This is a genomic window from Citrobacter sp. wls710, from assembly GCF_005281115.1.
Taxonomy (GTDB): domain Bacteria; phylum Pseudomonadota; class Gammaproteobacteria; order Enterobacterales; family Enterobacteriaceae; genus Citrobacter; species Citrobacter werkmanii.
On sequence record NZ_SZXD01000034.1, the window covers coordinates 26,800 to 49,557 of the forward strand.

Genomic DNA, 22,758 nt, shown 5'->3' on the forward strand with positions numbered 1-22,758 from the left:
TCATAATTGGTATGACATCATTTATTGAGTTATATACCAAGTGCGGTGAATGTGGCGGCATACTGCCGCCAAAAGATATTAATGTTTCTGCCACTGCTGGTATTCACGGTTAAGTCTTTGCGGAGCCGTTTCCGGCATCATCAACAAACCAATTATTGAGATAACTCCAAGTACAATCACATAAGTGGCAAGTCCATAGTAATGCCCACCTGTTACTTGCAGAATTTTTACTGCTACTAAACCAAGAATCCCACTACCTATTAGCGACCCAAGTTGCCAAATTAATGCTATCCCGCTACAGCGAATATGAGTTGGGAAAAGCTCCGGGAAATAAGAAGCCTGAGGTGCATAACACATACTATGCCCAATACTCAGCACCAGGATCATTACTATTTGTGTAAGCCAAAAACTATCCTGATTAATCGCAAGGAAGAAAGGAATAATCATAACGACCTGCAGCAATGCGCCGATAATATAGACTGGTTTACGTCCAATCTTATCGCATAGCGATCCCATCAAAGGTATTGCAATGATTTCTATTATCACCGCAACGATCATTGTCTCCATCAAAATATTTGCATCAAGATTGTTCGCCTTACCGTAAGCCAAAACAATCACAGTGAACATTGCAAATGTGCAAGCTTCAATCAGTTTTGCACACACCCCCTTGACAACAATACCAGGAAAATCACGGATAACTTCAACTAATGGACGTGATTCTTCTGCTTTTGTCTCCCTTATCTGAGCAAAGACCGGTGACTCATCAATTTTTAAGCGGATAAACAGCCCAACAATAACCAGTAACAGACTCAATAGGAATGGAATACGCCACCCATAATCCATCATGGCCTCTGGAGAAAGTGTGGCATTTAACAATGCAAACAGTGCTAACGGCAGAAGGAAACCAACCGGGGCACCGATTTGAACCCAACTGGAAAAAAATCCACGATGTTTGGGTTCAGAATATTCAGCAGTCATCAGTACTGCACCGGCTTGTTCTCCTCCAACTCCAAAGCCCTGCAACACACGAATAAAAATAAGTAAAGCTGGAGCCCATACCCCTATTTTTTCATATGTAGGTAATAACCCGATACAGAAAGTCCCTAAACCAACGATTAATATGGTAATAACCAGTGCTTTTTTACGTCCCACCTTATCACCAATATGACCAAATACAATTCCTCCTAATGGTCTTGCCAGGAAACCAACAGCATAGGTTGCAAAAGCAGCGAGAGTACTTATTAACGGATCATCACTAGGGAAAAATAGATGACCAAAAAAGAGTACAGCTGCTGTCCCGTATGCAAAAAAATCATAATACTCAGCAGCAGTACCAATTGCGGATGCTGAAGCCACTCGGCGAATAATGGGCTTATTATCTACGTTGTTTTTAATATCGACTGAACTAACCATAAGTTTAACCTTCTGTAGGGTATTGGGTTAATCAACATCTTTCGTACGTAAAATTTATATTTACCAGTTCCACAGCGTGCCATCTTCCAGGCGAGCGACAGGCAGATATGCCGGGTCATACGGATATTTCGCAGCCAGTTTTTCATCAAACTCAATACCAAGGCCTGGCTTATCGCCCGGGTGCATGTAGCCGTTATCAAAAGTCCAGTTATGCGGGAACACTTCCAGCATTTGCTCGGAATACCCCATATATTCCTGAACGCCGAAGTTCGGCACCCACAGATCAAAATGCAGTGCTGCGGCCATGCATACGGGTGACAGATCGGAAGGTCCATGCGACCCCGTGCGTACCTGATACAGCGAGGCGAAATCGGCAATACGGCGCATACCGGTAATGCCGCCCGCATGGGTAATGGTGGTGCGGATATAGTCGATCAGCTGTTCTTCGATCAGCTGTTTGCAATCCCAGATGCTATTGAAAACTTCCCCTACTGCAATCGGCGTGACCGTATGCTGGCGGATCAGGCGGAAACACTCCTGGTTTTCGGCTGGTGTGGGATCTTCCATCCAGAACAGACGATATTGTTCAATGCTTTTGCCAAACCGGGCAGCTTCAATCGGCGTCAGGCGATGGTGCATGTCATGTAGCAGATGTTCGTTAAAACCAAATTTATCGCGAACGGCGGCAAACAGTTTCGGCGTGAAATCGAGGTATTTCTCTGTAGACCACAGCTGTTCTTCCGGCCACTGCCCTTTAGTCGCGGGTTCGTAGGCCAAACCTTTGCCTTTAGACATACCGTAAGTAGTTTTCATACCCGGTACGCCGCACTGTACGCGAATCGCTTTAAAGCCCATCTCTTTATGTCGCGCGTAATCCTCCAGCACATCATCTACGGTATGGCCTGTGGTGTGGCAGTAAACCATTACCCCTTCACGCGATGCGCCGCCGAGCAACTGATACAACGGCATGTTCGCCGCTTTCGCTTTGATATCCCACAATGCCATATCCACTGCGGAAATCGCCGACATGGTGACCGGACCGCGACGCCAGTACGCGCCTTTGTAGAAAAACTGCCAGATGTCTTCGATTCGATGCGCGTCGCGACCAATAAGTTGCGGACAGACATGATCTTTCAGATAGGACGCCACCGATAACTCGCGGCCATTTAAGGTGGCATCGCCCAGCCCGGTGATCCCATCATCTGTCGTTATTTTTAACGTGACAAAATTACGCCCCGGGCAGGTGACAAAAACTTCAGCCCCGACAATCTTCATTTTTTCTTCCTTACATCTGTTCTTGAGATGCAGGAAATTTACTCAACTGAACTACTACCATACAAGTATAAAGATCGAAAAAGCGCTCGTTGATCACAAAAAAGGCGCTATGCGCGCCCCCATCCAGCCACGATAATCAGCATCCCGCACAAAGCCACCAGCGCGCCAGACCAGTCATACAGGCTGAGTTTTACGCCATCGACAAAGCGCAGCCATAGCAGCGCAGTGACAACATAAACGCCGCCATAGGCCGCGTAAACTCGCCCACTCGCGGCGGGATGCAGCGTCAGTAACCAGACAAATAAGGCCAACGATACACCGGCGGGTACCAACAACCACGCCGTAGCGCCTCGTTTAAGCCACAGCCAGGGTAAAAAGCAGCCGATGATTTCGCATAAGGCGGTGACGAAAAAAAGAAAGGTGGTCTTAAGCATTGACGTTATTCAGTTACCTTCGGTTTAACCATGATACGACAGAATATCGCCAACGTATCCATATCCGCTCAGTGGGTATGCCCTGAAGCAGGAATAGTGTAGAATTTAGCCCTGTTTTATCGTTTTTCCCTTTCTCATAAAAGGAATTCGCCATGAATATTACACTGACCAAACGTCTGTGTCTGACGGCTATGCTGACGCTTGCGGCGGCTGTGTACACCTCTTCTGCATTTGCTGAAACCAGTAAACTGGTCATTGAATCCGGGGACAGTGCGCAAAGCCGTCAACAGGCCGCAATGGAAAAGGAACAATGGAACGATACCCGCCAGTTACGTCAGAAAGTGAACAAGCGTACTGAGAAAGAGTGGGACAAAGCCGACGCGGCCTTTGATAGCCGTGATAAGTGCGAGCAGAGCGCCAATATTAACGCCTACTGGGAACCTAACACCCTGCGCTGCCTCGACCGTCGTACTGGCCGTACCGTTGCACCATAATGACTGTGCCCCTAAAGGATATTGCAAGGATACAATATGACTAGCGCCCTCAGTGTTAAGCTGCGCCCGCTGGAGCGTGAAGATTTACGTTTTGTCCACCAGCTTGATAACAACGCCAGCGTTATGCGTTACTGGTTCGAAGAACCTTACGAAGCGTTTGTTGAGCTGTCTGATCTGTACGATAAGCATATTCACGACCAAAGCGAACGTCGCTTTGTGGTGGAATGCGAAGGTGAAAAAGCCGGGCTGGTGGAGCTGGTAGAAATTAACCACGTCCACCGCCGGGCTGAATTCCAGATTATTATTTCGCCCGAATATCAGGGTAAAGGTCTGGCTTCGCGGGCGGCAAAGCTGGCGATGGATTATGGTTTTACCGTCCTCAACTTATATAAGCTGTATCTGATCGTCGATAAAGAGAACGAAAAAGCCATCCATATCTACCGTAAACTCGGCTTTATGGTGGAAGGTGAACTGATTCATGAATTCTTTATCAACGGTCAGTACCGCAACACCATCCGTATGTGTATTTTCCAGCAGCAGTATCTGGCAGAACACAAAACGTCTGGTCCTAACCTGCTACAACCTACCGCTCAGTAAAGGCGATTAGTAGTAATCGATGGTGTTTTCAATCGAATAATGATGTTCAACTGCTGGCTTCACGCTTTCGTCAACGATAACCAGCTGGCAGTTGACCGGGTTGGCGTAGTTATCGTACTTACAGGTTTGCCTGACATTACCTAATGGATGATTGTTCAGCATACTCACCGCCGTGTAATCCAGCTTCTTCAGCGGATCAACCGACGGTTTGGCATCAACCTGTAAGGTATTGTCTTTACTGACGGAAGTTTTACCCAGCGGGTAGCCTTCCGCGTCATAGCGGTACTGGACTTTCATCTCTTTTCCCGTGGCGGAAACGACAAAGCCGTTATCGTCGGTATCCCACACCACACCGGCAGCAGGCAGTTCCGCTAGCTGGCATTTACCTTGTAAGCGGATCTTTTTTTCCAGCGTTTCGGCATCGCGATAATAGTTGGCATCCAGAACCAGCGCCATTCCGGTATTATTTTCGATATCGTGCAGTTCAAGCGTATCGAAACATCCTTCCTGCGAGAGCGTACCGACAACGCGCTTGGAAACTTCACCTTTATCATTAAGAAGCGTCTGACTGAAATCTTTCACTGGCCCACGCAGCGGATCGAAATCAAATTCATTGGAAAAACTGGCCATTTCCGGCGTAAAAGAAACCAGCCCTTTGGCGTTATCACACCCGACCAGTACGGCGCACAGGAAAACTAACAGGGTCTGTTTCTTCACATTTTTCACCCGGATAAGAAGATAATTCTCAATCATATTAGCAAATACAATTATTTACACCAGAAATGCTACTCTTAGTTCATGTCGTTCACAAAAGGAGCTGATGATGAAATATATAACAGGAATTGCCGCAATCTTACTGGTAGCTGCCTCCCCACAAGTTCTGGCGGCACCAGCGTCCTGCGAACGCGTTAAGAGCGATATCGAACAGCGCATCATAAATAATGGCGTAGCGGAATCCAGCTTTACGCTGAATATCGTCCCCAACGATCAGGCCGATCAACCTGATTCCCTGGTAGTGGGACATTGTGCAAACGATACGCATAAAATTCTCTATACCCGGACCAACAGTGGCAACGCCCCCGCCAATAGCACGCCAGCTCAGGACGGCCATGCTGCCGAACCGCAATAAGTAGTGCCCTCCGCTCGCGGAGGGTCGCTTCCCTTTGACATGCATTAATAAGATTTACCTACAAATAGGTAGACTCACTTCATGGTTAGCAAGCTATTGATTTCGTTGTAAAACAAAGTACATAGCGATAATGACAATGGAGTGGGTTATGTCTGGAGTTAAACAAGATGGGGGTATTAGTCGCAGGACGTTAGTCAAATCCTCGGCTATCGGTTCGCTGGCGCTTGCCGCAGGCGGGCTATCGTTACCTTTTGGCATACGAGCAGCAGCGGTACAGGACTCAATACAATCAGTTGAAGATAAGGCGGTGTGGAGTTCTTGTACCGTAAACTGTGGCAGCCGCTGTCTTTTGCGTTTGCACGTAAGAGATGATGCCGTCTACTGGGTCGAGTCTGATACGACTGGTGATGATACCTATGGTAACCACCAGGTCCGCGCCTGCTTGCGCGGTCGTTCGATTCGTCGCCGCATGAATCATCCTGACCGCCTTAAATATCCTATGAAACGCGTTGGCAAACGCGGCGAAGGGAAATTTGAGCGGATCAGTTGGGATGAGGCACTGGATACGATTAGCGGTAATTTAAAACGAATTCTGCATGATTACGGTAACGAAGCGGTTCATGTGCTGTACGGTACAGGCGTTGATGGTGGGAATATCACTAACTCAAACGTCCCCTACCGTTTGATGAACTCCTGCGGCGGCTATCTGAGCCGTTACGGTAGTTACAGTACCGCGCAAATCAGCGCCGCGATGGGCTACATGTTTGGGGCTAACGATGGTAACAGCCCGGACGACATCGCTAATACAAAACTGGTCGTCATGTTTGGCAATAACCCTGCCGAAACCCGCATGAGCGGTGGCGGCGTAACATGGTATGTTGAGCAAGCCCGTGAACGTTCTAACGCTCGGATGATCGTTATCGATCCGCGCTATAACGATACTGCCGCTGGCCGTGAAGATGAATGGCTTCCTATCCGCCCGGGTACTGACGCCGCATTAGCGGCGGCAATTGCCTGGGTGTTGATCACAGAAGATTTGATTGATAAACCGTTTCTGGATAAATACTGCGTCGGCTACGACGAAACCACCCTTCCCGCCAGCGCCCCACGGAATGCGCACTATAAGGCCTATATTTTAGGCGAAGGCCCGGACCGGATTGCCAAAACGCCTGAATGGGCCTCACACATTACCAGCATTCCAGCTGAAAAGATTATCCAGTTGGCACGTGAGATTGGATCGGCGAAACCCGCGTATATCTGCCAGGGTTGGGGGCCGCAACGTCACTCTAACGGTGAACAAACCGCCCGCGCGATTACCATGCTCTCAGTTTTAACGGGCAACGTGGGGATTAACGGCGGCAACTCAGGCATGCGCGAGGGAACCTGGGATCTGGGCGTGGAATGGTTCTCCATGTTAGAGAATCCGGTTAAGACGCAGATCTCTGTCTTTACCTGGACAGATGCTATCGACCATGGCGCGGAAATGACGGCGACCAAAGACGGCGTTCGCGGTAAAGATAAGCTGGATGTGCCGATCAAGTTTATCTGGTGTTATGCCAGTAATACTCTTATCAACCAGCATGGCAATATCGCGCATACCCACGAAGTCTTACAGGATGACAGCAAGTGCGAGATGATCGTCGGTATTGAACACTTTATGACAGCCTCCGCAAAATACTGCGACATCCTACTGCCTGATCTGATGCCTACCGAGCAGGAAGATCTCATCTCGCATGAGTCCGCCGGGAATATGGGTTATGTCATCCTTGGACAGCCTGCTACTTCGCCGAAATTTGAACGTAAGCCCATTTACTGGACGCTAAGCGAAGTTGCCAAACGTCTTGGCCCCGATGTGTATCAAACGTTCACCGAAGGTCGTACACAGCATGAATGGGTGAAATACCTGCATGCGAAAACCAAAGAGCGTAACCCGGAAATGCCGGATTACGATGAGATGAAAACGACAGGTATTTTCAAGAAAAAATGCCCTGAAGAACACTATGTCGCTTTCCGTTCTTTCCGCGAAGATCCCGTCGCAAACCCTTTGAAAACACCATCAGGTAAAATTGAGATTTACTCCGAACGCCTGGCCACCATCGCGGAAACCTGGGACCTTAAAGACGACGAAATTGTTCATCCGCTTCCTGCTTATGCGCCTGGCTTTGACAGTTGGGACGATCCTAAACGCAAAACGTATCCACTGCAGCTCACCGGATTCCACTATAAAGCGAGAACCCACTCCAGCTACGGAAATATTGACGTATTACAACAGGCATGCCCGCAGGAAATCTGGATAAACCCCATCGATGCCAATACTCGCGGCATCCGTAATGGCGACACGGTTAGGGTGTTTAACAATAATGGTCAGATGCTGATCGCGGCGAAAGTGACACCACGCATTTTGCCAGGCGTCACAGCCATCGGACAAGGGGCATGGCTCAATGCCGATATGTTCGGCGATCAGATCGATCGCGGCGGTTCAATTAACATTCTCACGTCGCATCGACCATCTCCGCTCGCGAAGGGGAACCCGTCCCACAGTAATCTCGTTCAGGTTGAAAAGGCTTAAGGTGTAACCCATGACAACTCAGTATGGATTTTTTATTGATTCCAGTCGTTGCACCGGCTGCAAAACCTGCGAACTGGCCTGCAAAGACTACAAAGATCTCACTCCCGACGTGAGCTTTCGACGGATATATGAATACGCAGGCGGTGACTGGCAGGAGGATAACGGCGTCTGGCATCAGAACGTTTTTGCCTACTATCTCTCCATCTCCTGTAACCACTGCGAGGATCCAGCCTGCACCAAGGTTTGCCCAAGTGGTGCAATGCATAAGCGCGAAGATGGTTTTGTCGTGGTGGATGAAGACGTATGCATCGGCTGTCGCTACTGCCACATGGCCTGCCCATACGGCGCGCCGCAGTACAATGCAGCTAAAGGTCATATGACCAAGTGCGACGGCTGTCATGATCGCGTCGCCGACGGCAAAAAGCCTGTCTGCGTTGAGTCATGTCCGCTACGCGCGCTGGACTTTGGTCCTATTGATGAGTTGCGCAAAAAACATGGTGAACTGGCGGCGGTTGCCCCGTTACCGGGCGCACACTTCACCAAACCGAGTATTGTGATCAAACCCAATGCCAATTGCCGCCCGACCGGGGATACCACGGGTTTTCTGGCTAATCCGAAGGAGGTGTAAAATGGGAAATGGATGGCATGAATGGCCGCTGGTCCTGTTTACGGTGCTGGGCCAATGTGTGGCCGGGGCGCTGATCGTGAGTGGGTATGGCTGGTTAACCACCAAAGACGATGTGGCAAAACAACGTATCGTGCGCAGTATGTTTTTCCTGTGGCTGGTGATGGGCATCGCCTTTCTCGCCTCAGTAATGCATTTAGGTTCACCGCTACGCGCGTTTAACTCGCTGAACAGAATCGGCGCATCGGCGCTCAGTAACGAAATCGCCAGCGGTTCGCTGTTTTTCGCTGTTGGTGGCCTGTGGTGGCTGGTGGCGTTTCTCGGTAAAATGCCGGCGACGTCAGGTAAAATCTGGCTGCTGCTCAGCATGTTGCTTGGTCTGGTTTTTGTTCTGGCGATGACTAACGTCTACCAGATAGATACCGTTCCGACCTGGTATAATGGCTATACTACGCTGGCGTTTTTCATGACGATGTTGCTGAGTGGCCCGATATTTGCCGCCCTGCTGCTACGCGCTGCGAGCGTGTCGTTTAACGCCGCCAGATTCGCCGGAATCAGCATACTTGCCCTGCTGGTGACCGTGGCCGTTATCGTTTTGCAGGGCGTATCGCTCAGCGAAATTCACAGTTCGGTACAACATGCCAGCGCTCTGGTTCCCGACTACGCAAGCTTACAGGTCTGGCGCATCGTGATGCTGGTTGCGGGGCTGGGTTGCTGGATATGCCCGCTAATTCGTCGCAAAGAACCGGCTGTCGGCGGATTGGCGCTGGGTTTAATTTTCGTGCTTGCCGGTGAAGTTATTGGCCGCGGTTTGTTTTATGGCTTACATATGACAGTCGGAATGGCTGTTGCAGGTTAACACTCGGGTGCGGGGCAACCCGCATGACCCATTTTTCACAACGTGACAACTTCTCTACCGCGGCGCGCGTATTGGGTGCGCTGCTCTACTATGCGCCAGACAGTGCGGAAGCTTCTGCGCTGGTCAGTGCGCTTAAAACCGATGGCTGGCAGGCGCAGTGGCCGCTTGCACCCACGTCCCTTTCTGCGCTGGCTGAACAACTGCAAGCCGAGGCTACTGAGCCGCTCCCGCAAGCCTGGCAGCGACTGTTTGTCGGCCCTTACGCGCTACCTTCTCCGCCCTGGGGTTCTGTCTGGCTGGATCGTGAAAATGTCTTGTTTGGCGATTCCACACTGGCATTACGTCAGTGGATGCGGGACAACGGGATCCAGTTTGCCATGCAGCAAAATGAACCGGAAGATCACTTTGGCGCGCTGCTGTTACTGACGGCCTGGCTTGCTGAAAACGGACGCCACACCGAATGCGAACAGTTATTAGCCTGGCATCTGCTACCGTGGTCAACTCGCTTCCTTGACGTGTTTATCGAACATGCGAACCACCCGTTCTACCAGGCTTTGGGTGAACTGGCGCGACTGACGCTGGCACAGTGGCGATCGCAATTACTGATCCCAGTAGCCGATAAACCTATATTTCGTTAATTTCGCCGCAGGCAAGACGTTTCTTGCCTGCGTTCCATCCCGTTGCGCACGCTGAGCTTTTGCTTCTGCTGCCAAATAGCCGCAAAATAAAGCGTCTGAATTTCCCTGTCTGGCCACTCATGCATCATTTACATGCTTACCCTGACCTGCGTGCGATGTTTCGCCGCCTGCTGATCGCCGCGCTGATTGGTATCCTTGCCGCGTTAGCCGTCGCGGGTTTTCGCCATGCCATGTTCCTTCTTGAATGGTTGTTCCTGGGCAACGACACGGGCAGTCTGGTCAATGCGGCGACAAACCTTTCTCCTATAAGACGCATGCTGACGCCCGCGCTGGGCGGCCTGACAGCTGGCTTACTGCTCTGGGGTTGGCAAAAATTCAACCGTTTACGACCACAGGCTCCTACAGATTACATGGAAGCCCTGCAAACGGATGGACAATTCGACGTCAGCGCCAGCCTGGTAAAGTCACTGGCATCGTTACTGGTTGTCGCCAGCGGCAGTGCTATCGGGCGTGAAGGCGCCATGATTTTGCTGGCGGCGCTGGCCGCGTCCAGCTTTGCCCAACGCTTTACACCCCGCACTGAATGGAAATTATGGATTGCTTGTGGCGCGGCTGCAGGTATGGCCGGCGCGTATCATGCCCCACTGGCGGGCAGTTTATTTATTGCTGAAGTCCTGTTTGGCACGATGATCCTCGCCTCGCTGGGGCCAGTGGTGGTATCCGCCGTCGTCGCTTTGCTCACCACTAATGTGCTGAGCGACAGCAATGCGTTGCTCTATGCCGTGCACTTCACACGGGAACTGCATGTGCTGGAATACGTCATGATCGTCAGTACTGGTCTGGTTGCCGGCGTCTGCGGTCCGCTGTTCATGTGGTTGATGACCGCCAGCCATAATGGCTTTTTACGCTTAAAACTCTCGCCACCGTGGCAACTGGCGCTTGGCGGGCTGATCGTTGGCCTGTTGTCGCTGCTCACTCCTGCCGTTTGGGGAAATGGCTACAGCGTGGTGCAGTCATACCTACTCTCGCCACCGTTATTGACCGTGGTGAGTGGGATCTTTATCTGCAAGTTACTGGCTGTGCTTGCCAGCAGTGGCTCCGGTGCGCCGGGTGGGGTGTTTACGCCAACGCTGTTTGTCGGTATGTCTGTCGGCATGCTGCTGGGACGGGCGTGGGGATTATGGCTTCCGGGTCCGGATGAAATTGCCATTCTGCTGGGATTAACGGGGATGGCCACGCTACTGGCAGCAACCACGCATGCGCCAATTATGTCTACATTGATGGTTTGTGAAATGACCGGGGAGTATCGCTTGCTCCCCGGATTACTGATCGCCTGCGTGGTGGCGTCAGTGCTGTCGAGAACGTTACGCCACGACTCTATCTACCGACAGCACGCTGCCAAGCATTGACAGACGGATATACTGTGACAGCTCGCGCTGCTCTGCGCGAGGCAGATACGGCAGTTCGCCGATTAGCGGCGCAGGTAATTTTTTGCTCAGCACGTCAATGATTTCTGCATAATGCGCCAGCCCTGGGTTGATTCGGTTTGCGACCCAGCCAAGCAGCGGCAATCCGTCGCTGGCAATCGCCTGTGCGGTAAGGATGGCATGATTAATACAACCTTCCTGAATACCGACCACCATCAGCACTGGCATTTGTTCCTGTACCACCCATTCAGATAGCGGACGCAGATCATTCATCAGACTCCGCCAGCCGCCGGTGCCTTCCACGACAACGTGATCAACTTTTTCACTCAGGCTTGCGAGACCGTTGGAAAGCAAGGTGTAATTGACCGGACCACTATGCGCTACGCTACTTTCGTCCTCGCTCAGCGCAATCGGGTTGACCGCCTCATAAGGCAGTTCGATGGATGACACACTTTGCAGCACCAGCGCATCTTTGTTGCGCAAGCCTTCGGGTGTCTCTTTGCTTCCTTTGGCTACCGGTTTGTAGCCCGCGACACTTTTACCCCCTGACGCCAACGCTTGTAGTAATGCGCGGGAAACCACGGTCTTCCCAACAGAAGTGTCTGTACCTGTAATAAAGAAACGCTTCAGCATCACTAACTCCACCGTTATGCTTTGAAAATATAAGTCAGGAAAATAAAACAGTGGAGAAAGTCTAAGGTATGACGACCGGAATCAGCTTGAGATAGCGCAATTTTTCGTACAACAGTTAAAAAATGTTAACCCTGTAATAGACGTATCAACAAAGAACCGTTATACATCGCGTCCTTAACGAGCGCGGCCCCTGCCATCGTCCCCTGATTAGTAAACTGCGTACTTTCGACGACAATATGCCGACTGTAGGCCGGGAGCGCCTGCTGACGAATGCTGTCAGCAATGGTGGGAAACAAAATATCCGCCGCTTTACTGAGCGGAGAACCAATCAATATCTTTTGCGGGTTGAACAAATTCACCATAATAGCAAGGATGCGTCCGACGTGGGTCCCGACACCGCTAATGATATCCTTCGCCAATAAATCACCCTGCATGGCTGCCAAACACAGCGCATCCACTGTTAACGGTTGTCCATGCAGTGAAGAGCTCATTGACTGCTTCAGCCGCACCTGCGCCAGTTCCAGTACGCTGTCGACGCTGGCGATGGTTTCCAGACAGCCATGATTACCGCAATAGCAACGTTTACCGTAGGGATCGACCTGCGTATGACCAATTTCCACCAGGCTACTGCTACCGGCGTGCAGTAAATGACCGTCGGTTATCACCCCTGCACCAACGTTATGATCAATGACGACCTGAATGACATCGCGTGCGCCACGCGACGCGCCAAAAAGCGCCTCCGCCATGGTCCAGGCGCTGATATCATGCTGAATATAGACCGGCACACCGGTATGGTTTTCGAGCGCTTCGCCCAGCGGCATCTCTTTGACGTCATCGTAAAACGGCATGCTATGAACGATGCCGTTTTCGGTATCGATTATGCCAGGTAGCGTGATGGCGATGGAGGTCAGGCGTTCCAGCTTTTGCTGGTGGCGGATGAAAAACTGATCGACCTGGGTAATGACACGTTGCAGCAGAGGTGTTTCACTGACCAGCGCCATTTCCAGGCAATCCTCAACCACCAACTTGCTGCTCAGATCGCGCAGCGCCAGAAAAATCTCGCCGCGACTGATGCGAATGGATAGATAATGCCAGGCTTCGGTTTCGACAACCAGCCCCACGGCCGGACGCCCACGACTCCCTGCTTCCTTGATTTCCAGCTCTTGTACCAGGTGGGCTTCAAGCATTTCGCGGACAATTTTGGTAATACTGGCAGGCGCCAATTGTGCCAGGCGAGAGAGATCAATACGCGATACCGGTCCCAGCTGATCAATCAGGCGATAGACCGCGCCCGCATTGGTCTGCTTAATTTGATCGATATGCCCAGGCTGACTATCAGCAACCACCACTTACTCCCTTTATTTTCGCGCTCCGAAATAATCTGCGGGCTATGGTGAAGCACTTCAATGGCTTCCGTCAACTTTTTACTTAGCCTTGTGATTTACTGCACATTTTCACCCATATTTAAACTAAATTAATTGCCTGGACCGCCGCCAGCAGTTGTTCACGAAAACGTTGCGCGGCATGACTTTGCTCATGATGCTTAGGCCAGACTAACCACATTTCGGAGACGGCATCTTCTTCCGCTATCGGGATCCAGCACATTTCATACAGTTGCACCCGTTTAAAGGAAGCGGGCAGGATCGAAACGCCCAATCCCGCGGCCACTAATCCAATGATGGTCATCGCCTCGCCAACCTCCTGAGTTATCGTCGGTTTGAGGTTATAGCGACGCATCAGGCCCAAAATGTCGTCATACAACCCTGTTCCCACATGAGGGTCAAAAAAGACAAATGGCTCATTAGCCAGCTCAGCCAGCGTCACTACGGGCTTTTGCGCCAACGGATGCGCTCGTGGGATCATCGCCATCAGCGGTTCATGCAGAATAACCTCTCGCGCCAGCGTTTCCGGGAGTTGCGTGTTACGCATAAGCCCCAGATCAAGAGTGCCTTCGTTAAGTGGAGCAATTTGCTCGCGCGTATTCATCTCGCGGGTTTGCATATGCACCACAGGATAGCGCTGGCGAAACAGGGAGAGCGTGTCTGATACCGCTTTGATAAACGGCGCTGATGACGTAAAGCCGAGACGCAACTCCCCCGCTTCTCCGAGATGCAAACGCTCTGCCCGGGCGGCGGCTTCATTAACCAGGCCAAGGATCTGCCGACTGTCCGCCAGAAACTGTTTTCCGGCGGCTGTGAGGGCAACGCTGCGGTTAGTTCGCGCCAATAACCGGGCGCCAATCTGCTGTTCCAGGATTTGGATCTGCTGGCTTAACGGTGGTTGCGAAATATTCAGCCGCGCTGCCGCCCGACCAAAATGCAACTCTTCCGCAACCGCCACGAAGTAGCGTAAATGACGAAGTTCGATATTCATATTTTTAAAATATTATTTGAGATTATTAATATATTAGACAGAATATTGGGATTTTCATACTCTTAAGGCTGGTCCTGTAGTAGCAAAATATTAAGCAAGGATTCCAAGTGAGTCGTACAACAACGGTCGATACCGCGCCGGCAAGCGATATTGACGAGAGCGTTACCCTGCCGGATGGTTTTATCAAACGCGGTACATCCCCTTTTATGCGCGTTACGCTGGCGCTGTTTTCTGCCGGGCTGGCGACATTTGCCCTGCTCTATTGCGTGCAGCCCATACTGCCGGTGCTCTCGCACGAGTTTGGGGTTTCCCCTGCCAGCAGCAGTATTTCGCTTTCCATCTCTACGGCAATGCTGGCCATCGGTTTACTGTTTACTGGCCCACTTTCCGATGCGATAGGTCGTAAGCCGGTAATGGTTACGGCACTGCTACTCGCCTCCTGCTGTACACTGCTCTCAACAATGATGACCAGCTGGCACGGGATTTTAATCATGCGCGCGCTGATCGGTCTGTCGCTGAGCGGCGTGGCGGCGGTGGGGATGACCTATCTGAGTGAGGAAATTCATCCCAGCTTTGTGGCTTTCTCAATGGGTTTGTATATCAGTGGCAACTCAATTGGCGGTATGAGTGGTCGCTTGATCAGCGGCGTATTCACCGACTTTTTCAACTGGCGTATCGCGCTGGCGGCGATCGGCTGTTTTGCCCTCGCCTCCGCGCTGATGTTCTGGAAAATTTTGCCAGAGTCCCGTCATTTCAGGCCCACGTCGCTGCGACCTAAATCATTGTTCATCAATTTCCGTTTGCACTGGCGCGACAGAGGGTTACCGCTACTGTTTGCGGAAGGTTTTTTGCTGATGGGGTCGTTTGTCACACTGTTTAATTACATCGGCTATCGCCTGATGCTCTCTCCGTGGGAACTCAGTCAGGCTGTTGTCGGCCTGTTATCCGTGGCATATCTGACCGGGACCTGGAGTTCACCGAAAGCAGGCTCCATGACTACCCGCTATGGTCGCGGCCCGGTGATGATCGTTTCAACCGGCGTGATGCTTTTTGGGCTATTGATGACCCTGTTTACCTCACTATGGCTGATCTTCGCCGGGATGCTGCTCTTTTCTGCGGGGTTCTTTGCCGCACACTCAGTGGCAAGCAGTTGGATTGGACCACGAGCAAAACGCGCTAAAGGCCAGGCCTCCTCCCTGTATCTGTTCAGCTATTATCTGGGATCCAGTATTGCCGGTACGCTGGGCGGCGTATTCTGGCATAGCTACGGCTGGAACGGCGTGGGTGGATTTATCGCCCTGATGCTGGTGCTGGCGTTGCTGGTAGGCGCGCGTTTGCACCATCGTCTGCACGTTTAATCAACGATGCCCGGGCTTCGGGCATCATCACTTATGAAGAAGACGCCATTTGCAGGACAATAACCGTCCCGTTCATCACGATATGCAGCGAAATCGGCATCAACAGGCCGTTGCTTTTCACTCTGGCAAGGATCAATACCTGCGATACAAGAAACAGCATCAGCAGCGTGCGCAGATCCACATACTGGGTGTGCATTAAGGCAAAAATAATTGATACCACGACTGACGACAGCCAGGTTTTATTATTGAACCAATACTGGAATGCGTTGAATAAACAGCCCCTAAAAACAATTTCTTCATAAACTGGCGCAATAAATATCAGGGTCAAAGTGGATACCCACAGCGCGTAGCTGTTTAAGGATATCTGGCTGGTTACCCACGCTTCGGTTTGTCTGAGACCTACTAACCACGGCAAGATAAGTTGAATAAAAAGCAGGGCCGCAAATAAAATGCCAAACCACCGGGCATTGAAGATCCCTTTGCCCAGCCCTTCTCTTTTTCTGAAGAAGAAATAATACAGCGGAACCAATACGACAAATTCCAACACAAACAATAGCGGGAAGAGAAATCCTTTGGCGAGCAGGTCCTGGCTCGCGGGAAAAAACAACGGGGTAAACGTGAGACCAAACATCAGCAAAAACATAGAAAAACAGCCAGTAACGGCTTTGGTCCGGGCGATATATTGGTTGTCGACATCCTGTGACATACAATCTCCTTGCGCTTGTCGAGTATAAGATGATGAATTATCGATATATGATAAAAATTCTCATTATCACTGACAACCTACCAACATTTACCCTATGGAGAATCCGTCAGCGGCAACCAAAAACGGAAGCACGCGCCTGCCGTTGAATTAACCAGATTGATATCGCCTCCATGCAGTTCAAGCATTCTTCGCACAATCAACAATCCCAGACCGCCACGCTGCTCACGGGGAGTTAACGCGGTTGGGCGCTGAAATAACACTTCGCGTACCCCCATTTCCACGCCTGGGCCGCTGTCCTGCACTTCTGCTACCAGTCGGTCTTCATCACGCCAGATTTTTAGCCATACATCCCCCCCGTCAGGCGTATGGCGGATAGCATTATCCAGTAAATTTGTCACCACCCTTTCCATCATCGATAAATCGGCATTTACCAGCGGTAACGGCCCCATCACGTCAAGGTGTAACTGCAAATGGCGTGTGGCAACAGGGAGATCAAACTTCTGCGCCACATCCTGGATCAACTCGCCAATAGCAAAACGTTCGCGCTGAGGTTTTATGCCGCCGTGCTCCAACCTCGCCAGCTCAAACAGTTGTTGTGACAGATGGCGAACCTTATGCCCCTGGCGCAACGCGATACTAAGATAATGCCTGTTTTCCTCTGGCGTTATCGTGTCGGCTTTCAGCGACAACATTTCCAGATAGCCCAGCAGCGAGGTGAGCGGCGTGCGTAAATCGTGAGATATATTGGCAATAAACTCTCTGCGCTGGCGATCGCTGTCAGCTAACAAATCCCACTGCTGCGCAATTTGCTGTGCCAGTTCAATAAACGCATTGTTCAACAACGCAATTTCATTCCCCGGTGACGGTTCGGGCTTTTTCTGCGCCAACTGCTTAATGACGCTAATACTGTCCTGCTCCATTTTGACCACCTGCGCGGTCAACCTTTTTACCGGATGCGTCACCCATCGCCACACCAACAAGCCCGCAATTCCGCCGGCTAATAAAACCAGAATTAATGTTCCTGTCACGGTGTTCAAGAGCGTTTTCTGCCAGGCGGTATTTGCCAGCATATGCAGATTTTCGCCCTGGAGAATGATGTACAGATAACCATGTAGTTGGCCGTTAAGCATCACTGGCGCCGCACTAAAGACCTTCTGCTGATTGCTGCGCGGATCATCGCCATACACTGGCAAAGCATCCGAATTTAGAAAACCCTGGATCGGCTGCACGGTAATTTTCTGGCGCTGAATATGCCCGGGCGGTGCGGCATCGGCGAGTATGTCACCTGCAGGTGAAACCAGATACAGTTCAACGCTTGGATTGAGCGTCATCAGGTGATTAAACAGTCCTTTTAACGTCTGTCGATTGATCTGCCCGCGGGTATCAATCAGAGCCTCACTTTTGACAATCTTGCTCGCAAGTTCCAGCGATAGCCTTTGCACCATGGCATCGCCATATTTTTGACTATTACGCAGCTGGACAACGCTGACGGCTACCGCGCAAATCAACATAATCGCGGTAAATACCAGGGTCAGACGCTGGCTTAAAGACAGTCGATAAATCATGACTGATGCTCCGCGTTATTCGCTGTAAGCTTATAGCCTCGTCCCCAAACGGTAAGAATAATTTCCGGCTCAGCAGCATCTTTTTCAATCTTGGTCCGCAGACGATTAATATGACTGTTCACCGTATGCTCATACCCTTCGTGCTGGTAGCCCCACACATGGTCTAACAGCGCCTGACGCGAAAAAACCTCGCCAGGATGACGAGCGAAAAAATAGAGCAGATCGAACTCACGGGGCGTCAAATCGATAGATTTGCCATGCTGGCGGACTTCACGGGCTAAGGGATCAATCTCCAAACCATGGATGTTAATGAGCCCCGCTTCCACACGCAGATTCTGGCTCATCGCCTCCTGACGGCGAAACAACGCCTTCACGCGGGCCATCAGTTCCAGTATGGAGAAAGGTTTGGCTAAATAATCATCGGCTCCCATCTCCAGCCCCAGAACGCGGTGAGTTTCACTGGTACGGGCGCTAATAATGATGACGGGTAAATAGAAACTCATTTGACGAATGCGACGACATATTTCCAGACCATCGACACCCGGCAGCATTAAATCGAGAATAACCGCATCCCAGACATGTTTTTCCAGTTGTTCAAGCGCGCGCGTTCCATCCGTCTCATGGATAATTTCGTATCCCTCATCCTTCAGGCTAAGCTGCAAAAGTGAGGCAATATCGCTGTCATCTTCCACCAAAAATATCTTTTTTGCGCCGGCCATCAGTGTCCTCTCCCTCTCATCGTTGTGAAAGCTTACCTCAGGCAAGGGGCGGAAGTTATCACAAAATTTTTAACTTTTCGTGAGGATCCTGGGATACGCCTGGATACAGGATGTCGTTATAGAAAGTCAGGCATCAACAGGGAAACGTCGCTTTGTTTTCCTTAACATGAAAATAAAAAGGAACAGTTATGCAGAAAAAACGTCCACTTCGGGAAGCTGATGTTACCGCCGAATCAGTTTTTTTTATGCAAAGACGACAGGTCCTCAAAGCGCTTGGAATAGGCGCTGCAGTCGCTTCTCTCTCCTCCCCGACACAGGCGAATCTACTGAATTGGTTTAAGGGCAACGATCGAGCGCCTGCACCGGCGGGGAAACCGCTCGAGTTCATAAAACCGGATGCCTGGCAAAGCTCACTACCCCTGACGCCGGAAGACAAGGTAACGGGCTATAACAATTTCTATGAATTTGGTCTGGATAAGGCCGATCCTGCCGCCAATGCCGGTAGCCTGAAAACCGATCCCTGGACATTAACCATCAGCGGTGAGGTGAACAAACCCTTAACGTTGGATCATGATGCGCTGACCACACGTTTTCCGTTAGAAGAACGTATTTACCGGATGCGTTGCGTTGAAGCGTGGTCGATGGTTGTGCCGTGGATTGGCTTTCCCTTACATAAATTATTGGCGCAGGTTGAACCCACCAGCGACGCCAGGTATGTCGCGTTTGAAACACGTTACGCCCCCGATGAAATGCCCGGTCAGAAAGATCGCTTCATTGGCGGCGGCTTGAAATACCCCTATGTTGAAGGTTTGCGTTTGGATGAGGCCATGCACCCTCTTACCCTTCTGACCGTGGGCGTGTATGGCAAAGCGTTGCCGCCGCAAAACGGGGCGCCGATACGCCTGACGGTCCCCTGGAAATATGGCTTCAAGGGTATTAAATCGATTGTCAGTATCAAGCTGACACGTGAGCGCCCGCCGACGACCTGGAATATGTCAGCGCCGAACGAATACGGTTTTTATGCCAATGTTAATCCGCATGTCGATCATCCTCGGTGGTCTCAGGCGACAGAACGTTTTATCGGTTCCGGTGGGATTCTCGATGTACAACGCCAGCCGACGTTGCTTTTTAACGGTTACGCCAGGGAGGTGGCTTCTTTATATCGGGGTATGGATCTACGGGAGAACTTTTAAGTGAGATTAACGGTAAAGCAGATAACCGGCCTGAAAGTGCTACTGCATCTCGCCGGTTTTTTACCCCTGCTATGGCTCTTCTGGGCAGTGCAACAGGGTGCGTTGGGCGCCGATCCCGGGAAAGACATTCAGCATTTTACCGGCATTACTGCGCTAAAATTCTTGCTTGCTACCCTGCTGGTATCGCCGCTCGCACGCTATGCAAAGCAGCCTTTGCTGTTTCGTACCCGACGGTTGTTAGGATTATGGTGTTTTGCCTGGGCCACACTGCATCTGACCAGCTATGCGCTATTGGAGCTGGGTATACAAAATTTGGGATTGTTGGGGCGAGAGCTGGTTTCACGACCATGGCTCACGCTGGGCATGACGGGTTGGGTTATCTTACTCCTGCTGACGCTGACCTCCACGCAGGCCGCACAGCGTAAAATGGGCAAACGCTGGCAAACGTTGCACAACTACGTCTACCTGACTGCCATTTTACTCCCGGTTCATTACCTATGGTCGGTCAAAGTGTTGTCACCGTCCCCTATTATCTACGCCTCCTGTTTTATTGTGCTGCTGGTATTTCGCTATAAAAAGTTGTTACGGACACTTTCAGAATTCGTCATGTTTTGAGTATGGTACTCTGCGTCTGACCAGATGAACCCAGAGAAGGATTTCATGATGAAAAGGCTCAGTTTTGGCCGCATTCTTAAGTGGTGCGGTATCGTATTTTTATTGTTCTTCGTTTTTTTGACGCAAATGTTCTACAGCAACGGCTTATATAAAAGCGCTATCTGGTTGGATGGACTTTATCGCAAGCATACACAAAGCGCCCCCGCATCTGTCACCTCCTTGATGACGCCGAATATCATCGAAAAGAACAAAGCGCTTATTAAGCAAAGCATCGCGAACGACGCCATTTTTATTGAGGGTGGCGAATTTACTATGGGGCCGGATAATTGTGATAACTATGCGCCAACGCTTTCACAGTGCGCTAATGTTCCTGTCTATCGGGTCAAACTAAGTAATTATTCTCTGTTAAAGTTTAAAATAACCAACCGTGACTTTGATACTTTTCAGGCCGATAACGGTCAATTAACCAATCCGTATCATGACCGTTTTGATCACCAAAGCTGGGAGAAAATCCATCAGCATGGCAATCTTCCTGCCATACTGAACTGGACAATGGCTAATGATTACTGTCAGTGGTTAGGAAAGTTAACGGATTTACCGATTGCGTTGCCCACAGAAGCACAATGGGAATATGCCGCAAGGAATCGTAGTCAGTACGTTGGGTTTATGACCAACAATAACAAAATTGAACCCGGTGTTAACGTTTCCTCATTCGAAATGAGGATGGCAATCAAAGATGTTTATTTCACTCCTGTTGGGCAATTTCCTCCTTCGCCACTGGGATTATACGATCTTTCTGGCAATGGCCTTGAATGGGTTAACGACTGGTATTCAAGAGATAAACCAGTTGGCGAAGGTCCTTTTATTAACCCCAAAGGGCCGGCAAAAGGGTATTTAGGCGATGAAGGCCCTGCAAAAGTCTTGCGTCCCTATCAACCCCATGCTGATTCATCAGGATTTGGCGTGACTGTTCACGATCGTTATTATGCTGCCGTTTCTGCTTCTGTTAACTCCGCCAGTTCTTACACGGCCCGCTGCGCCATAAACCGTTCGCAAAGGATAGCGACTCATGAGTAAAAAATATTTATGGATTTCATTTCTTACCGCAGCGTTATTGCCATGGCTGCTGTTTTCTGATGCTTTGCACGATAACATCAGTCGTTTGTTCGTACGTGTTGGCACAATATTCTCCGCCAACGATACCCATGACCTGGTCAGGCAAACTCAGGTCGATATGGTCGAAATTAAGGGCGGCTCATTCTACTTTGGTAGGTTTGACACGGAGTATGGCGAACAACGTTATGCCGAACAGCAGTTCAATTATCCCTTAGAATCGAGGGAAGTTTCCATTGATGATTATGCAATGACAAAATATCAGGTTACTTACGCGGATTATGCTATTTACACGAGGGCCAACAGCAAAGATCCTGTAGAGGTTACCGATCCAAAACAAAAAGAACTGAAAGAGGATCGCGTCCCGGTCCTACTGACCTGGCAAGAAGCGCGGGATTATTGTCAGTGGTTGGGGAAAGCAAGCGGGAAGACAATGGATCTACCTACCGAAAAACAGTGGGAATATGCTGCCCGTAACCGGGGCCAGTTCATTCTCTACCCGACGGACACTGGCATCGTAGAACCCGGGAAAAATGTCCCGCTGGAAACCGACAAAGAGCGCGCAGACTATTCGGTGCTAGAAGATAAACTGATGTCCGTCGGAAAGTTTCCCCCAAACCCATTGGGACTCTATGATCTAGCGAGCAACGGTACCGAGTGGACACGTGATATTTATCAGGAGACAGGTTACTGGGCTGATAACGATAAATATAAGGACGACAGAGTGGTCCGCTCACAGTCCATGAGCGCACGCGGAGGCGCACCAACTGTTTCACGAAATTATGAAGACAAGAAACACAGGAGCACGGCTCGGTGTGTCATGGAACCGTAAACGCAACGTGCCTTAAGACGAAGAGAGCAACAAGCGCCACCGGGAAACGTATCGACAAGGTGGCGCCGATGAGGAAAGCGCTCAGAAAGTGGATGAGTTTTTGTCGTGCGAAATAAACCTAAGCCAGATAATAAGAAAATAAGATGGGTGCATAAATCGTCGATGAATCACGGTAAACTTCTTACCCACAC

General features: G+C 50.5%; 23 protein-coding genes and 1 pseudogene. 13 read left to right on the forward strand and 11 right to left on the reverse strand.

Annotated features, from left to right (window positions below; translation table 11 throughout):
- Positions 1–78 precede the first annotated feature (78 nt).
- The 3 genes from FDX14_RS15395 to FDX14_RS15405 all read right to left on the reverse strand — a co-directional run bounded on the left by FDX14_RS15395 (position 79) and on the right by FDX14_RS15405 (position 3,122).
- Entirely contained in the window at positions 79–1,413 is a 1,335-nt protein-coding gene (locus FDX14_RS15395) for an MFS transporter (RefSeq protein WP_042308478.1), read from the reverse strand.
- Positions 1,414–1,473: 60 nt separating this feature from the next.
- Entirely contained in the window at positions 1,474–2,688 is a 1,215-nt protein-coding gene (gene rspA, locus FDX14_RS15400; protein ID WP_042308480.1) for a starvation-sensing protein RspA, read from the reverse strand.
- A 107-nt stretch (positions 2,689–2,795) separates the two neighbouring features.
- Positions 2,796–3,122 (reverse strand): YnfA family protein, encoded by a 327-nt coding sequence (locus tag FDX14_RS15405; RefSeq protein WP_038640517.1) that lies wholly within the window; start codon positions 3,120–3,122, stop codon positions 2,796–2,798.
- A 152-nt stretch (positions 3,123–3,274) separates the two neighbouring features.
- On the opposite strand from FDX14_RS15405, the gene FDX14_RS15410 reads away from it, so the two are divergent.
- Both FDX14_RS15410 and speG read left to right on the forward strand, forming a co-directional pair.
- Positions 3,275–3,616 carry a DUF1283 family protein gene (locus tag FDX14_RS15410; RefSeq protein ID WP_038640515.1) on the forward strand — a complete coding sequence of 114 codons (342 nt, stop codon included), beginning with the start codon at positions 3,275–3,277 and terminating at the stop codon, positions 3,614–3,616.
- 36 nt (positions 3,617–3,652) lie between these two features.
- Positions 3,653–4,213 carry a spermidine N1-acetyltransferase gene (speG, locus tag FDX14_RS15415; protein ID WP_038640513.1) on the forward strand — a complete coding sequence of 187 codons (561 nt, stop codon included), beginning with the start codon at positions 3,653–3,655 and terminating at the stop codon, positions 4,211–4,213.
- A gap of 6 nt (positions 4,214–4,219) precedes the next feature.
- On the opposite strand, the gene FDX14_RS15420 is transcribed toward speG, so the two are convergent.
- Entirely contained in the window at positions 4,220–4,930 is a 711-nt protein-coding gene (locus FDX14_RS15420) for a YnfC family lipoprotein (protein ID WP_077949316.1), read from the reverse strand.
- A gap of 103 nt (positions 4,931–5,033) precedes the next feature.
- On the opposite strand from FDX14_RS15420, the gene FDX14_RS15425 reads away from it, so the two are divergent.
- From FDX14_RS15425 to clcB, 6 genes are all read left to right on the forward strand, one after another.
- Complete coding sequence (locus FDX14_RS15425; RefSeq protein ID WP_137349789.1) at positions 5,034–5,342, forward strand: DUF1161 domain-containing protein; 309 nt, start codon at positions 5,034–5,036, stop codon at positions 5,340–5,342.
- 136 nt (positions 5,343–5,478) lie between these two features.
- Complete coding sequence (gene ynfF / locus FDX14_RS15430; RefSeq protein WP_137349888.1) at positions 5,479–7,911, forward strand: selenate/tellurate reductase subunit YnfF; 2,433 nt, start codon at positions 5,479–5,481, stop codon at positions 7,909–7,911.
- A gap of 10 nt (positions 7,912–7,921) precedes the next feature.
- On the forward strand, positions 7,922–8,539 hold the full coding sequence (locus FDX14_RS15435; protein WP_061381367.1) for a DMSO/selenate family reductase complex B subunit: 618 nt from the start codon (positions 7,922–7,924) through the stop codon (positions 8,537–8,539).
- 1 nt (position 8,540) lies between these two features.
- A complete protein-coding gene (locus FDX14_RS15440; RefSeq protein WP_137349790.1) occupies positions 8,541–9,395 on the forward strand; it encodes a dimethyl sulfoxide reductase anchor subunit family protein in 855 nt (284 codons plus the stop codon).
- A gap of 23 nt (positions 9,396–9,418) precedes the next feature.
- Positions 9,419–10,033, forward strand: coding sequence for a Tat proofreading chaperone DmsD (gene dmsD / locus FDX14_RS15445; RefSeq protein WP_079224281.1), 615 nt, complete (start codon positions 9,419–9,421; stop codon positions 10,031–10,033).
- Positions 10,034–10,152: 119 nt separating this feature from the next.
- Positions 10,153–11,442: a voltage-gated ClC-type chloride channel ClcB gene (clcB, locus tag FDX14_RS15450; protein ID WP_137349791.1), complete on the forward strand. Its 1,290-nt coding sequence runs from the start codon at positions 10,153–10,155 to the stop codon at positions 11,440–11,442.
- Here clcB and bioD read toward each other — a convergent pair.
- The 3 genes from bioD to ynfL all read right to left on the reverse strand — a co-directional run bounded on the left by bioD (position 11,398) and on the right by ynfL (position 14,466).
- Entirely contained in the window at positions 11,398–12,093 is a 696-nt protein-coding gene (gene bioD / locus FDX14_RS15455) for a dethiobiotin synthase (RefSeq protein WP_042308499.1), read from the reverse strand. The genes clcB and bioD overlap by 45 nt on opposite strands.
- A 125-nt stretch (positions 12,094–12,218) precedes the next feature.
- Complete coding sequence (mlc, locus tag FDX14_RS15460) at positions 12,219–13,439, reverse strand: sugar metabolism global transcriptional regulator Mlc (protein ID WP_042308501.1); 1,221 nt, start codon at positions 13,437–13,439, stop codon at positions 12,219–12,221.
- Positions 13,440–13,557: 118 nt separating this feature from the next.
- Positions 13,558–14,466, reverse strand: a complete 909-nt coding sequence (ynfL, locus tag FDX14_RS15465; protein ID WP_042308503.1) for a multidrug efflux transcriptional activator YnfL/SxtR(Kp) — start codon at positions 14,464–14,466, stop codon at positions 13,558–13,560.
- 107 nt (positions 14,467–14,573) lie between these two features.
- On the opposite strand from ynfL, the gene ynfM reads away from it, so the two are divergent.
- Complete coding sequence (gene ynfM, locus FDX14_RS15470; RefSeq protein WP_038640493.1) at positions 14,574–15,824, forward strand: multidrug efflux MFS transporter YnfM/SxtP(Kp); 1,251 nt, start codon at positions 14,574–14,576, stop codon at positions 15,822–15,824.
- A gap of 31 nt (positions 15,825–15,855) precedes the next feature.
- On the opposite strand, the gene FDX14_RS15475 is transcribed toward ynfM, so the two are convergent.
- From FDX14_RS15475 to FDX14_RS15485, 3 genes are all read right to left on the reverse strand, one after another.
- Entirely contained in the window at positions 15,856–16,530 is a 675-nt protein-coding gene (locus FDX14_RS15475; protein WP_137349792.1) for a CPBP family intramembrane glutamic endopeptidase, read from the reverse strand.
- A 92-nt stretch (positions 16,531–16,622) separates the two neighbouring features.
- Positions 16,623–18,095: a sensor histidine kinase gene (locus FDX14_RS15480; protein ID WP_137349793.1), complete on the reverse strand. Its 1,473-nt coding sequence runs from the start codon at positions 18,093–18,095 to the stop codon at positions 16,623–16,625.
- Positions 18,092–18,814, reverse strand: a complete 723-nt coding sequence (locus tag FDX14_RS15485; RefSeq protein WP_137349794.1) for a winged helix-turn-helix domain-containing protein — start codon at positions 18,812–18,814, stop codon at positions 18,092–18,094. Before FDX14_RS15485 ends, FDX14_RS15480 begins: the two co-directional genes overlap by 4 nt.
- A 188-nt stretch (positions 18,815–19,002) precedes the next feature.
- On the opposite strand from FDX14_RS15485, the gene msrP reads away from it, so the two are divergent.
- From msrP to FDX14_RS15505, 4 genes are read left to right on the forward strand one after another with little or no spacing between them, the layout of a single operon-like run.
- Positions 19,003–20,007, forward strand: a complete 1,005-nt coding sequence (gene msrP, locus FDX14_RS15490; RefSeq protein ID WP_137349795.1) for a protein-methionine-sulfoxide reductase catalytic subunit MsrP — start codon at positions 19,003–19,005, stop codon at positions 20,005–20,007.
- On the forward strand, positions 20,008–20,622 hold the full coding sequence (gene msrQ, locus FDX14_RS15495; RefSeq protein WP_137349796.1) for a protein-methionine-sulfoxide reductase heme-binding subunit MsrQ: 615 nt from the start codon (positions 20,008–20,010) through the stop codon (positions 20,620–20,622).
- A gap of 45 nt (positions 20,623–20,667) precedes the next feature.
- Entirely contained in the window at positions 20,668–21,699 is a 1,032-nt protein-coding gene (locus tag FDX14_RS15500) for a formylglycine-generating enzyme family protein (RefSeq protein ID WP_170973596.1), read from the forward strand.
- Positions 21,692–22,567: a formylglycine-generating enzyme family protein gene (locus tag FDX14_RS15505; protein ID WP_137349798.1), complete on the forward strand. Its 876-nt coding sequence runs from the start codon at positions 21,692–21,694 to the stop codon at positions 22,565–22,567. The genes FDX14_RS15500 and FDX14_RS15505 overlap by 8 nt, the downstream gene beginning before the upstream one ends.
- Here FDX14_RS15505 and FDX14_RS15510 read toward each other — a convergent pair.
- Positions 22,554–22,705: pseudogene (locus FDX14_RS15510) on the reverse strand (GhoT/OrtT family toxin); the annotation flags it as partial. The gene FDX14_RS15505 and the pseudogene FDX14_RS15510 sit on opposite strands and share 14 nt — an antisense overlap.
- Positions 22,706–22,758: the final 53 nt, after the last annotated feature.